Annotated in this window: 6 protein-coding genes and 1 pseudogene; 5 read left to right on the top strand and 2 right to left on the bottom strand. The window is 69.5% G+C overall.

Annotation, left to right across the window (positions count from 1 at the left end):
* Nucleotide 1 precedes the first annotated feature (1 nt).
* Nucleotides 2-100 (bottom strand): annotated as a pseudogene (locus ACZ6ZQ_RS32775) (helicase associated domain-containing protein); the annotation flags it as partial.
* 407 nt (nucleotides 101-507) lie between these two features.
* Here ACZ6ZQ_RS32775 and ACZ6ZQ_RS32770 point away from each other — a divergent pair.
* The gene (locus tag ACZ6ZQ_RS32770; protein ID WP_469772149.1) at nucleotides 508-1,242 is read left to right on the top strand and encodes a GNAT family N-acetyltransferase; all 735 of its coding nucleotides are present in this window, start codon (nucleotides 508-510) and stop codon (nucleotides 1,240-1,242) included.
* Between the two features lie 288 nt (nucleotides 1,243-1,530).
* Here the strand turns inward: ACZ6ZQ_RS32770 and ACZ6ZQ_RS32765 are convergent, their stop codons facing one another.
* Nucleotides 1,531-3,429 (bottom strand): DNA methyltransferase, encoded by a 1,899-nt coding sequence (locus ACZ6ZQ_RS32765; RefSeq protein ID WP_469772148.1) that lies wholly within the window; start codon nucleotides 3,427-3,429, stop codon nucleotides 1,531-1,533.
* A gap of 392 nt (nucleotides 3,430-3,821) precedes the next feature.
* Here ACZ6ZQ_RS32765 and ACZ6ZQ_RS32760 point away from each other — a divergent pair, with 392 nt between their 5' ends.
* Genes ACZ6ZQ_RS32760 through ACZ6ZQ_RS32745 form a run of 4 tightly spaced genes read left to right on the top strand, consistent with a single transcriptional unit; the run spans nucleotide 3,822 to nucleotide 12,649 of the window.
* Nucleotides 3,822-6,233: a DISARM anti-phage system protein DrmE domain-containing protein gene (locus tag ACZ6ZQ_RS32760; protein ID WP_469772147.1), complete on the top strand. Its 2,412-nt coding sequence runs from the start codon at nucleotides 3,822-3,824 to the stop codon at nucleotides 6,231-6,233.
* Entirely contained in the window at nucleotides 6,230-9,790 is a 3,561-nt protein-coding gene (locus ACZ6ZQ_RS32755) for a helicase-related protein (RefSeq protein WP_469772146.1), read from the top strand. Before ACZ6ZQ_RS32760 ends, ACZ6ZQ_RS32755 begins: the two co-directional genes overlap by 4 nt.
* Nucleotides 9,774-11,588: a hypothetical protein gene (locus ACZ6ZQ_RS32750; RefSeq protein ID WP_469772145.1), complete on the top strand. Its 1,815-nt coding sequence runs from the start codon at nucleotides 9,774-9,776 to the stop codon at nucleotides 11,586-11,588. Before ACZ6ZQ_RS32755 ends, ACZ6ZQ_RS32750 begins: the two co-directional genes overlap by 17 nt.
* Nucleotides 11,585-12,649 carry a phospholipase D-like domain-containing protein gene (locus ACZ6ZQ_RS32745; RefSeq protein ID WP_469772144.1) on the top strand — a complete coding sequence of 355 codons (1,065 nt, stop codon included), beginning with the start codon at nucleotides 11,585-11,587 and terminating at the stop codon, nucleotides 12,647-12,649. The genes ACZ6ZQ_RS32750 and ACZ6ZQ_RS32745 overlap by 4 nt, the downstream gene beginning before the upstream one ends.
* Nucleotides 12,650-12,687 lie beyond the last annotated feature (38 nt).

Below are 12,687 nucleotides of genomic sequence, written 5' to 3'. Positions count from 1 at the left end.
GTCAGATCACCCCAAGCTCCGTCAGTACCGCCGCGCGGTCGGCCGGCAGCGCGGCGCGGCGACTCCGCTGATTCGCCAGCCATACACCGAGCTTGACCGCGTGCTCCTGGTCCTCTGACGAATCTGCTAGCGATCACTAGGTGGATGATGCGTTGACCTGCGGATCTAGTGATCGTCATAGGACTTTTGCTGTGGCGTGACGCGGTTCTGAGCTGGAGCTTCCGAGGATTTTTGAGATCCGAGGGAGGCTCTGAAGTGCAGGTTTAGTGATCGTCTCGGAATGTAGTGATCGGCGCGGGATTTCCTTTTGCCTGCGTGGCCCGGGCGGCTGGGTTTGTGCTGGTCACCGAGGGGAGTAAGGGCACAGGCTGAGATAGTGGGCCGTCTATGGGCTGGACGGGAAGGCCGACAGCGACTTCCGCCTGTGTAACTCGCCGTCGGGGCTGCGTGAGCGGTGGAGGACGCGGTCATCGACTCCGGCGGCGAGACGCGGGGTAGTTCTCGGGGATGGCGAAGAAGAAGACAAGGAAGACGGGCTCTTCGGCGGGGCGGGCCCGGCTGACGCGGCAGCAGGTGCTGGACGGTGTATCCGGACCGGACGGGGTGCGGATCGGGTTCGCCGTGCCGGAGGAGGCCGGCGCGGCGGCCGCCTTGTTGAAGGCGGCCGCCGACGACCTGGAGACCGGTCACCTCGAAGCACTCGCTCGGGGGCGATGCGGGACCTGGCTGCTGGATGCCCTAGCGGGCGGTGACTTGGGTGAGCCGCTTGTACGGGCGACGGCGGCCGGTGAACTCCAGGCTGCGGCAGCCGAGTTGTCCCTGCCGTTGGTTGCTCGAGACGGCGACGGACAGGTGACCGGAGCGCTTCTGGGTGTCCCGTCCGGCACAGTCGTCTCCGGGTTATCCCGATTGCCGGTGTCCCGGCAACAGGTCCTGATGTCGATGCTGACGTTCGCGAAGATCAAGGCGATCGCGGTGTCCGAGGACGCCCGCGGCCGCGGGATCGGAGCGGCGCTGCTCAAACGGTGCGTGCAGTTGTACGAGCAACTGGACTACACGCTGCTGTTCGGCGAGTTCGACACCGGGCGCGAACTGGGGCCGTACTACACACGGCAGGGCTTCAACGTGCTGCGGCCCGAGCAGGCCATCGACGTCGGGACCCTGCTCGCCGGCATACCGCTCCATCTCGGGGCGGGACCGGGTCTGACGTTCTTCTACCGGTGGCGCGCACCCGGCAGGTGACCGCCTGACCGGGCATCCGCGAACGGGCCGAGCACGGAACCGGACGGGGCTGCTGAGTAACGCTCGGTGACACGCAGTATCAAATGGTGCCCATCGCGGCCAAGAGAGTGATCGCCCCCTCGGACACCGGCCTCCTGCGCCTCCAGCACCGACCCGTTCCTCGGCAGGCAACTGGCAGCAGCGCGAGGGCGGGGCGGTCGCCGGTGGGCGGTCCGCGCGTTGGGCCGTACCCGGTTCTCCTCGCTGGTCCGTCAGGTCGGGATGTGGCTGGCACCGGCCCCAAAAGAGTCAGGTGGTGCTGAATTCCGCTACCGCCGCCGTGGCTCGCTGGTCTGCCTCTGCTTGCAGGGTCTCCCAGTCGGCGGCTGCCTGGCGTGTTCCTGCCGCCAGGACCGCGGCGCGTACGGCGGTGCGGACATCGCCGGGACCCACCCGCAGCCCGGCTCCCCTAAGGCCCCGGATTTCCGACAGCGCCTGCGCGGCGGCCTGGCCGAGGTCGAGGGCTGCCCCGGCAGACGTGCCAGCAGCGTCCCGGCACAGCACGATGACGTCGATGCGGTTGGGCTCCGCCGCTGCGGTCTTGGCGAGACTGGTCGCCACTTCGGCGATCACGGCGCGGGTGGTGGTAACGGTGAAGCCAGCGTCGGACAGCGACCGCATCAGAGCGCACCAGCCCGTGGTCTGCGACTGGTGGAAGCTGAACAGGAGGCAGCCGCCGGGCTTGAGGACGCGCCGGCACTCGCGCCAGACACGAGCTGCGGTGGCTTGGAATCCATCAGGGGTGGCGTTCTGTACTTCTTGGACGGCCCGGGTGCTGGGCACGTCCGGGTAGCCCTGGTAGGGGCGCATGGCGCTGAGCCACGCGTGGAAGAAGTCGGCCAGTTCCGAGTAGTGGACGTTGTCGACGTAGGGGGGGTCGGTGACGATGAGGTCCACGCTGTTGTCGGGGAGATCCGTCTGCGAGGCGTCGCCGGTGGTGGTGTAGGCCGTTGCGGGATTCCGCACGAACTGCTGCCACGTCGTGCTCAGGGGGCGGGCGACAGGCAGCGAGAACTGGTCGACGGCGAGGATCCGGCCGGCCTCGGCCCTGAAGTCCAGCGGGGTGCTCTTGTACTGGGCCGCTTTGTGCAGCCGGGTGAGCACCCCGGAGAACCCGGCCGATCCCCCCTGGGCGCCCCAGGGGTCTCCTTCGACGCTGCACCGCTCCGGTCGCAGTACGTGGTTGTGGAAGACCGAGCGGACCGGGCCGGTGCCCTCCCCCTTGTAGGAGCAGAAGAGGTTGTGGTGTTCGACGGTTCTGCCGAACGATGCGATGAGCGCCTCGCGTTCCGCGGACGCCCCGGGGAGATCGCGCAGCGCCGCGCCGATCAGCCCGAGGCTGTAACGCTGGCGCTCGTTGAAGAACCGCTCCCAGGAGTCGTACCCCCAGCGGAGCGCCTGGACCGTGCTGACGCCTTCCTCCAGCGCGCCGAGCGGGCGTACGAGCTCATCAGGGGATGTGTCGGCGAGGGACTTCGCCGCCTTGTCGTACAGGCAGAGGTCGAAGTCGTCGATCGCCCGGTACTCACGCTGGCCGTCGGCGCGCAGCACCAGCTTTGCGTACATGCGCCGTTCCGGGACGGCGCCGTTCAGCGCGGCAATGACAGGGGTGCGGTGCCCGTTGCGGCACGTCATGAACCGTCCGCGAGCGGCCCCTTGGAACGGGAAGGTCATGCCGCAGGCGGGGCAGTGCCCCCTCTCGTCCTTGCTCAGGTCGGTGACGCAGATGCCCCGGCAGCCCGGGCATATGGCCTGGGCGCGGGGGAATCTGCGCGGGTACGCATGGCGGGCGAAGACCCGTGTGGTGAAGAGCTCCACGTCCTCGCCGCACTCTGGGCAGTGCGCGAGGGCCACCCAGAAGTAGTGCAGGACCGATTCATTGGAGACGGTGCGGTGCAGTTCCTGGACGGGGCGGGCGCACTTCCTGACGACCTGCCCGAAGAGGTCCGCGAGCACCTCGAGATCCCATGGCTGCAGCGCCTGCCGCTGGGTGAGCGTCGCGACGGGGTTGATGTCGCGGCCGACGATGGCGGCCCCGAGTTTGGCTGCCTCGACAAGGGTGGTGCCCGATCCGGCGAAGGGGTCGTAGACGACGAGCCCCCGGAGCCTGGCCGCGGCGTCCGCAAAGGAGTCGTCCGGCCCGGACACTGCAGCCAACAGTAAGTGGCGTGCGACGCTGCCCAGGCGCCTCGCCCACCACTTGTGCACGTAGGTCGCGGGCCGGTGCACCTCCTTGCGCCACGACTCATGCTCGGCGATCCGGCTCCACTCCACTGGCGCCGGCCCGGCCTCGAGAAGTGAGACTGGGGGGAGGTCCGCCCCTGGCTTCTCGTTCATGTGTACGCCCCCGGTGGTCCGAACCCGGATCCACCGCCCTCGGATTGGGCAGGAGCAGGTGACGGCCTGTCAACGTGCGTTACTGTAACGGCAGGTAGTGGGGGGATACCAGGTGGGTGATGGCGCGCGTGACATATTTGGACCGTCTCGTCCCTCCCGACGCAGACCCTGCCGACTTCTTCGAGCGCGTGCAGGCCCTTCGCATGACGGATTGCGGCCGCACCGTCGATCTCGGCCCGCTGGACCGCGCCACCCTGACTCTGTTGTCCCGCGCATTATCGAGTGATCAACGCAGCGTGTACCTGGGCCTCCCGCGCGGGCGCCACGACCTGGCCGTGCTGATCGGAATCTACCTCCAGCTCATACGGCGCGGGGCAGAGCTGACCGGCGGATCACCCTGCCCGGTCCCTGACGGACCGGTGGTGGTCGTCGGACTGCGCACCAACGTCACCGTACGGCTGGCACAGCTCACGATCGGCAGGCAGAACCTCTCGCGAGCCCTGCGCATGCAGAGAATCCGCGGTGACGGGCGGGTCGTTGACCTCCAGGGAAAGATCACGAGGGCTGTCGACTCGCCCTCGGGGCTGTTCTACCTCAACACCGCGCTCGGCAGGCCCTCGCTGGGGACCAGCGTCGGCACTGTCGTCATCGACCGCACCAGCATGGCCAACGACCAGTCCTGGGAGCGCGCGTTGGCCTGGGCGAGTGAGCACGACGCCGCCCGCGTCGTGGCCGTGGCCGACCTGGGCACTCAGCCGGGCAGCAGCCGGGCCTGGACGCAGTGGCCGTGGACTCCCGCGCTGCGTGCCGACGTGCGGCACACCCTCGGGCACCGCCCCGCATACGGCCCCCTGACCAGTAACGCCCTCCTTGCCCACCGTCCGGCAGCCGCACCAAGCGCGGCGGTATACCGCCATGAGCAGCTCGCCGAGCTGTACCGGACGGTCGTGGCGGGTGTGATCGCAGCACGGCGTATCCACACGTTGGAGCCCTGGCCGCAGCCGATCGCCGACGCTGTGCGTCTGCTCAACCTGCTGTGGTGCAGCTGGGGTTCGATCGGGAGGCAAGACGCCTGGCAGGTGCTGATGGGGCGCGGCAGCGGCGCACGGGCGCTGGCCCGGTCGGTGTCCCGCGGGATATTGGAGGGCCGGGCCGGGCCGTGGGGGCTGTTCCGCGAGACCCAATGGCCCGACCTCCGGCGCGGCGTGCTGGACTTGTATGAAGTGCTGTACGACGGCAATCCGCGCTGGGACCTGCTGCTTGCGCTGATCGATTGGGCGCGGGCCGATCGGGCAGGCGTCCCCGTTCTCGTCCGCACCCGCTCCCGCTCCGCCGCCGCGGCTGTCGCCGAGGAGCTGGCCGATGCACTCGGCGGTGATGCCGACTCCCTGCTGCTCGCCCCCCGGCCCGGGCCCGCTGCTGGCGGGAGAGCCGGTGCGCTGCACGTGATGCCCTATACGGAACGCCTGGCCTGGGACGCCTCGCCGAGGTTCGAGCTTCACCTCGGTGGCCCCTCGACCTTGCGCACTGGCGTGCTGTTCTCCGGTGCTGCCGATGAACACGTCGCCGTGGTGGAGCAGAGCGAGTATACGTGGCTGGAGCGTTCGGCCGGCCGCGCGCTACACGGCTGGCACGAGCAGATACGCCAGACTGCCGCGGTGCTGAGGCTGGGTGAGGTACCGGAGCCGGCGACGCCCCTGCTGCCCGTCGCGTACGGCCCCGTCGACCTCTCCGGACCGTCCTCCGCACCAGACGATTCGCCCCAGCGCGACAGCCGGCTCGCCCTCGACCTCTCGGCGCTCTTCGAGGACTACGACGCCCCGGCCAAGGCCATCAGCACCCCGGCGGCCCCCGGCCGCGGTGCCACAGTGGTGGCGGCGGACGGCCCGGTGCCGGCCACGGCCGTGCTCACCGAGCCCGAAGGGGCGGTGCTCTGGCTGCGCAGTGACGAGCAGGTCGATGTCCTCATCGGCCAGCGCTACGCCAGGGTGCCCGTGGCCGCGCTCGCCCCCGGCAGCCGGCTCCTGCGCGCACGTGGCGACGGGCAGTCCAGACTCCACGACCGGCTCGTCATGGTGATGCACGACAGCGCCGAGGTGACCGCCATGGACACGATGATCGGCTTCTTCCGCCAGGCCATCATCGCCGTGCACGAGCAGCGAGGGTCGTGGCCAAACGTGCTCATCGCCCTGAAGAACCTCGGGAGCGAGGTCTCGTCATGGCAGGCGGTGAGCAAATGGGCCGACGGCAGCGTCATCGCCCCGGAGGATCCGCAAGACATCCACCGGGTTGCCCTGCTGGCCCGGGACACCCGCCTGACCTCGGGAGGAACGTGGCAGCGCCTGGCTCGCATGGCGGAGGAACTACGTCGCTTACACCGGGCGCTGGGCCACACCGCGGCGGCGGCGATGAGCGAGGCCGCACGGGGCACGGAAGGCCCCGCGCTTCGCCAGCTGAAGACACTGTGCTCCGGGACCGACGTCTCGGAGGTCCTCGAGGAGTTCGACCTGGTCGTCGTCCGCCGCGTCGGCGGCCAGAAGAGCGTGTCCGCGGCCGTCCTGGGCCGCGTGCCAGGCCCCCGCAGCGCAAGCAGCTCACCACAGGAGGCGCCGTGAACGATGCCCGCAACAACCCGCTGGCGCTGCACCCCGACAGCGCTGTGGACAACCAGCGGGAGACGGTGCTGATCGACCACCTGACGCAGGTCCTCGCCGACAGGCTCGCCGACCGCAGCGGCGCCCCGCACAAACCCCCGTGGACACCTCGCGACCACGTGGTCGTCGGAGTGCTGCCCGCCGTCGCGGTCCCGCCGCGACACCTGTCGGCACCAGACGAGGCGACGGCCGACCCGAGCCGCCGGCCCGTCGAATCCCTGCGCGGCACACAGGCGCCCCCGGTCCTGGCACTCGACTTCCGGGTGCGCACCATCCCCGGCCGCAGGACCGCGCAACTCGCCGTCCACTGCCGATTCGCCCTCTACCTGGAGGACATCGCCAGCTACGCCGAGCACATGGAGTACCTGCGCGGCGACGAAGGCCCCTCCGGCGCACAGGCCCGGCCGGGAGAGCTGCTGGGCGTCTGGCGCCGCCACGACGTTCACGTGCCGGACCTGGTGATCGAAGTGCCGCTCGGGGAAGGCGACCTCGATCCGCACGCGCTCAGCGAGGCCCAGCAGGTGCTGGACCGGGCGGTCCGCCGCGCGGTGGACGCGCACTTCGCCCGCCCCGAGGCCCGTCGCCCGCTCACCGCGGGGCCGCAGGGTCGCCAGGGGCGGCGCAGGCGCAACGTGCTCCCCGCGGAGGCCATGGCCGACGAGGAGGCATTTCACCACCACGTCGCGGCACTGCTGGACCGCGACGCGGCCCCTTGCGCACCCCAGCTGGTGCTGTCCGCGCACGCCCAGGCCCTGGACGGCGGCGACCACCTCATACGCGTCTCCCTGCACAACCAGAGCGACACGGCGCAGAGCGACTGGCAGGACCTCTCCGTGTACGACTGCCGCTTCGCGGTCCTGCCCGGGGACGGCATCAGCATCGTGCCTCAGCGCTTCCACCTCGCCCCACGTGACTACCGCCTGGAGGAGCTGGCGGAGGTGATCGGTCGCGGCACCGGCTGCGCAGCAGTTCCCCACGGCGTCGGCCTGCGGACCGAGACCCTGCCCGTCCACGTCCAACGCACCGTCGTGCCTCGCCAAGCCGGGGTGCGGCACCCGCGGTGGCGCGAGCTCGCCGACGACCCGGCCCCGATCCTGGACTCCGTCGAGGTCGCGATGGCCCGCTACGCCCGGGAGTTCGCCACAGCCTGCCGTGCTGCTGAGCAATTGCCGCACCACAAGGCCATCGAAGCCGACCGCGCCCAGTTCGACGACGAGGCCAGGCGGTTCGGCCTCGGCCGCGAGTGCCTGGACCTGGACCCGGACCTCAAGCGCGCCTTCCAGCTCGCCAACGAGGTCTTCGCCCGCGTCAACGACGGCCGCCTATACGACAGTTGGCGTCTCTTCCAGCTGGTCTACATCGTCTCCCACCTGCCGGCACTCGCCGTGCGCGAACACCCGCAGCGGGCAGACCTGCGCGCTGAACTCGACCACACCGACGTACTGTGGTTCCCCGCAGGCGGCGGGAAGACCGAGGCATACCTGGGACTGATCCTCACGGCCCTGTTCTACGACCGGCTGCGAGGAAAACACGCAGGGGTCACCGCCTGGCTGCGCTTCCCGCTGCGCATGCTCAGCGTGCAGCAACTCGACCGCACCCTGCGCATGCTGATCGCCGCCGAAGAACTCCGCGCCGAGCGCGGGATCGGATCCCCCCACGACGACCCCTTCGCGCTCGGCTACCTGGCCGGCGGGGCGGGCAGCCCCAACGACCTCCACTGGGAGCGGGGCTGGTGGCGCGGCTGGGAGACCGAGGCCGCCGCCACCCGGACGGGGACCTTCGCCGAAGACCACCTGCGCGACCGGCTCGTGATCACCTGCCCCTACTGCGATCGCGACAGCGTACGGCTGCGCCTGGACACCGACGCGGTCCGCCTGCACCACGAGTGCGCCGCCTGCAAGCGGATCCTGCCCCTGCACGTGAGCGACGTCGAGGTCTACCGCACCCTGCCCGCGATCGTCATCTCCACCGTCGACAAACTCACCGGGCACAGCTGGTTCCCCGAGTTCACCGCGTTCCAGCACGGACCGAGACACCGCTGCGCCGAGCACGGCTACTTCTCCTTCCCTCGTTTTGGAGCCTGCCTGGCCGGGCCGAGCCACTGCACCGCGCCGAGCCAGGGCTACCCGCCGGCCCGCCCGATCAAGGACCCGGTGCCGGCACTGACGGTGCAGGACGAGATGCACCTCCTCAAGGAGGAGCTCGGCGCGTTCAACGCGCACTACGAAGGCATGATCGCCGAACTCCAGTCAGGAGCAGGCAGCGGCCTGCCCAGCAAGATACTGGGCGCCTCCGCCACCATCGAGCAGTACCAGGACCAGCTCCGCCAGCTCTACGGCCGCCGCCCCCGCGCCTTCCCCGCACCGGGATGGACACTCGGCGAGAGCTTCTACACCACCACCCGGCCCGACTTCCGGCGCGTTCACATCGGCGTGCTCCCGCACAAGCGCCGCAAAGCCGACGTCGCCGCGATCGTGCAGGGCGAGCTCCTCACCGAGATCGCCCGGCTCCAGGAGGAGCCCAAGGCCCTGCGCGAGCGCCTCGCCCTGCACGGGCTACCCGACTCGGACCTCCCACGGCTCCTCTTCCCGTACGAGGTCTCCTTGGCCTATGTGAACAGCAAGCAGCACGGCACCCAGCTCGACGAGGAGCTCGGCCAGCTCTCCGACGACCTGCAGCACGCCGGACTCGACCGCGTCGAGCACGCGGTGCTCACCGGCGAAGTCCCGGTCCCCGACCTCGCCGCGGCCATCGCCCGGGTCCAACGCGAGCACCTGGACACCCCGCGAGGGGAGCGGCTGCGCGCCCTGGTCGGCACCAGCGTGCTCAGCCACGGGGTGGATCTTGAGCGTCTCAACCTCCTGGTCCTGGCCGGCATGCCGCCGACCGCCGCCGACTACATCCAGGTCACCGCCCGGGCCGGGCGGACCCACGCAGGCCTCGTCGTCACCGTCTACGACCCCGTCTCGCGCCGCGAACGCTCCATGTTCTCCAACTTCCTGAGCTACCACCGCCTGCTCGACCGCATGGTCACCCCCGTGCCCGTCAACAAGTACGCCTACTTCGCAGCCCGACGCACCCTGCCTGGCATCGTGCTGGCGCTGCTCCACGACGCCGCCCGCGACCCCGCGCTGAAGCCACCACCGGAAGGAGCCGACTACTCCAAAGACTTCAAGCGCTGGTGGAGCGCCCAACGACCACTTCTCGACCCCTGGCTGGAACGACGCATCCCAGCCTGCTATCGCGAGCGCGTGGAGGGCGTCAACGGGCGCGGCCTGGAGAACGACCTCGTTGCGCGGATCATGGACACCTGGCGGCAGGAGGAACGCCCCAACCTCAACAAGGGCGCAGAGGAAAAGCGCACCGCCTACCTGTTCCTCCAACAGCCGCTCACCAGCTTCCGCGACATCGACAAGAGCACAGCGTTCCAGTCACTGACCAGCAGCCAGGACGCCTTCAAAGCGCTCGCCACCAACACCGCCGACAGCAAGGGGGGCGAGGATGAACCGCAGCCGTAGCCAGGCCATGACCGCCTTCCTGCCCGGTGCCGTCTTCCGCCACGAACAGCGGCTGCGAGGCAGGGTCCAGGCAGTCGACGGGGACGTGGTCAAAAAACTCAACGAAGACGTCATCTACGACGAAATCTCCCGCTACCTGGAGCGCTGGAGCGAAGACGCCAGAGCCGCCCTGCCCGTGCCGCAGGGCCGACTGCGGCAGAATTTCGTCCTGGTCAGTCCCGACCTCGTCCGCTTCGAGGTGTTCCCGCTCGTCCTCGAATGCGTCCGCCGCTCCTGCCGCCGCGTGCGCACCTACGTGAAGGCCCAGCAACTCGCGGCCGACCCCCGGTGCCGCACGTGCAGCGCACCGCTGCGGCAACTCCCGTACTTCAACGCGCACAACTGCGGACGCGTCCGCCCCATGTACGTGCCCAAGTGCCGTGTTCCCGAGCACGGCTACGACCACATCGTGTTTGAGAACACGGGAAGCTTCGTTACCGCACTCTGGCGCTGCGTTGGCCCAGGTTGCGGCGGCGCGAAGCTCCAGGGCACCTCGCAGTCCCCCTGCGGCTGCGAATGGAAGGACGCGGCCGGCCGCGCCATGATGCGGGCAAGGACGTTCAACGACACCCGCGCCTACCAGGTCCACGCCCTCCAACTCGTCAACATCGACAACTCCGAGTTCCGGCAATACCAGCGCCACCCCCAGCGCGGCCGGATCGCGGCCGCCCACTACCTCAACCTGATCCACTCCACGGCCCAGGGCCTCGGCGACGCCGCCCAGACCGTCACGGTGCCGCGCCTGTCCCCGCAGGAATGGCAGCAAAAAGAACAACAACTGCGCCAGATCCACATGGGAGAGGAGGCGATCGAGCAGATCCGCAGAATGATGGGCCCCGAGGAGAGCGGCCTGGCTGCTCTGCCCAGTACGGACGCCGACAACGCGCGGTGGGAACTGCTCGGTGCAGACCGCCCCTTCGTGGAACGCGCAGCCGTCTTCGACCCCGCCCAGATCCAGCGCATCACCCTCGACGACCAGTGTGCACGCTTCGCCGAGCTCCAGGACCGGCTGGCCCAGCAGACCACGGAGCGCGCCCGCGAGCAGGCCCGCGCCCTGGGGATCGCAGAGATCGCGGTCACCTGGGAGTTCCCCGTAGCCCGAGTCGCCTTCGGCTACACCAGAGAGGAGCACGAGCCCGAGCGGGGCGTCCTGACCGGCTTCCACAACAAGTACCACCACGACGGAAAGTACCCGGTCTACGTCGCAGCATCGGACACCGAAGCCCTCCTGGTCACCTTCTCCGCACGTTCCGTCCTGTCATTCCTGAACGCCAAAGGACTCACCGTCGGGGCGGCCGAAGACGAATCGGCGGCCCGCCAGCGGCTACTGGAACTGTTCACGGACCAGGACGACCCGGAAGCCGCCCGCGCGGCCGCAACCGTACACACGGTCATCCACACCCTCGGCCACCTCCTACTTCGGTCCCTGGACGACGGCCAAGTAGGACTGGCCGAGAACACGCTCGCCGAGTGGGTCGTCACGAAGGCGCTCACCGTCGCCATCTACGCCGACAACGTCCGTGAATTCACCCTCGGATCACTGTGGACCCTGCTCAGCAACCGCGTGCTCAGCTGGCTGGAGAGCACCGCCGACTCGGTGCTCAGCTGCGAGAACGACCCGCTGTGCCATCAGTCCTCACCACGCTGCTGCGAACGCTGCGTCTACCTCACGTTCGGCTGCCAGCTGTTCAACGACGACCTCGACCGGGGCCTCGCCGCTGAATTCCTCCGCCACACCGCCGCCTCGAGCCACACATGACCGACGAACTGCGACCGCTGGTCCCGCTCGCCCAGCTACTGGAGCGCCTCGCGGGCAGCTACGCGGCAGCCGCCGAATGGACACGGGAGATCGCCAGAGCCGACACCCTTGACGCCCTCCGCGTGCACGGGGTCGCAGACGATCACGCTACCGCCGTACGCCAGCTCGCCGCCGAGTGCGGCCTACTGGGCTCAGACCGGCACGCAGGGCTCGTCCCTGCCCGCCTCTCCCAACTCCAGGTGCTCCTGGACGTCCTGGACGGCCTTGACCCACCGCCCGCAGCACCACCATCCGAGCGCCCCCTGGTGTTCACTACCCCGCGAGCCGCCGCCCACCTGGTAGCGCCCCCCGTCCGACGCCTGGACCTGCTAGTCCAGGACGTCATCGCCGGAGCCAACAGCGAACTCCACATCGGCGGCCCCTTCTGGAACCGCCACGGCTGCGACCTACTGCGCGAGGTTCTGCTGCCCGCCGTCGCCGAGCGCCAGGTCGCCGTCCACTTCTACGCCCACGACCCGAGCAGCCGGGCCCAACCCCTGAACGACCTCGTCAAAGACTGCGCCGACTACGGAAGAACGTCCTTGTACTGGTGGACCGGGGCCAACCCCGGCATCATGCACGCCAAGTTCGTAGTCGCCGACCGCGCCACCGGCTATTTCGGCAGCGCGAACCTGTCCTCCCTCGGTCTTCAAGAGCACTTCGAGATCGGCATGGAACTGGGAAGCACCCAGGCGTCCTCACTGGTGGACTTGTGCACCCGGCTCCGCCAGGAAGGCTTCTTCGCCCAGGTCACCGAGGGGCCGGGACGCGCACCGGACCCGCTCGTCCTCGTGGAGACCGCCGACGGGAAACGTCGCTTCGGCCAGTTGCGATCCTGGCACACTACGAGGGACGGCCGCCGTGAAGCGGACGTGCTGTGCCGCCTCTCGGACGACGCTCTGCGGCCAGCCAGAGTCCGCGTCGATGAGAGCCGCATTCGGCTCTTTCCCGGCGTCGACTACGCCAACGTGCCGACAGACGGCGCCCGTGCAGACGACGGCGAAACCGGATCCACCGGGTAGTTCGTGACACGAGGCGTGGCCCGCTGCCCGCTCCGGCT

The sequence above is a fragment of the Streptomyces sp. NPDC053673 genome (assembly GCF_055585225.1).
The sequence above is the reverse complement of the archived record's forward strand: the minus strand, read 5'-3'. Positions and strand labels throughout refer to the sequence as shown.

What these genes read in the sequence shown, in the direction of transcription:
- ACZ6ZQ_RS32770 (WP_469772149.1), top strand. Translation starts at nt 508, where the DNA reads ATGGCGAAGAAGAAGACAAGGAAGACGGGCTCTTCGGCGGGGCGGGCC.
- ACZ6ZQ_RS32760 (WP_469772147.1), top strand. Translation starts at nt 3,822, where the DNA reads ATGACGGATTGCGGCCGCACCGTCGATCTCGGCCCGCTGGACCGCGCC.
- ACZ6ZQ_RS32750 (WP_469772145.1), top strand. Translation starts at nt 9,774, where the DNA reads ATGAACCGCAGCCGTAGCCAGGCCATGACCGCCTTCCTGCCCGGTGCC.
- ACZ6ZQ_RS32745 (WP_469772144.1), top strand. Translation starts at nt 11,585, where the DNA reads ATGACCGACGAACTGCGACCGCTGGTCCCGCTCGCCCAGCTACTGGAG.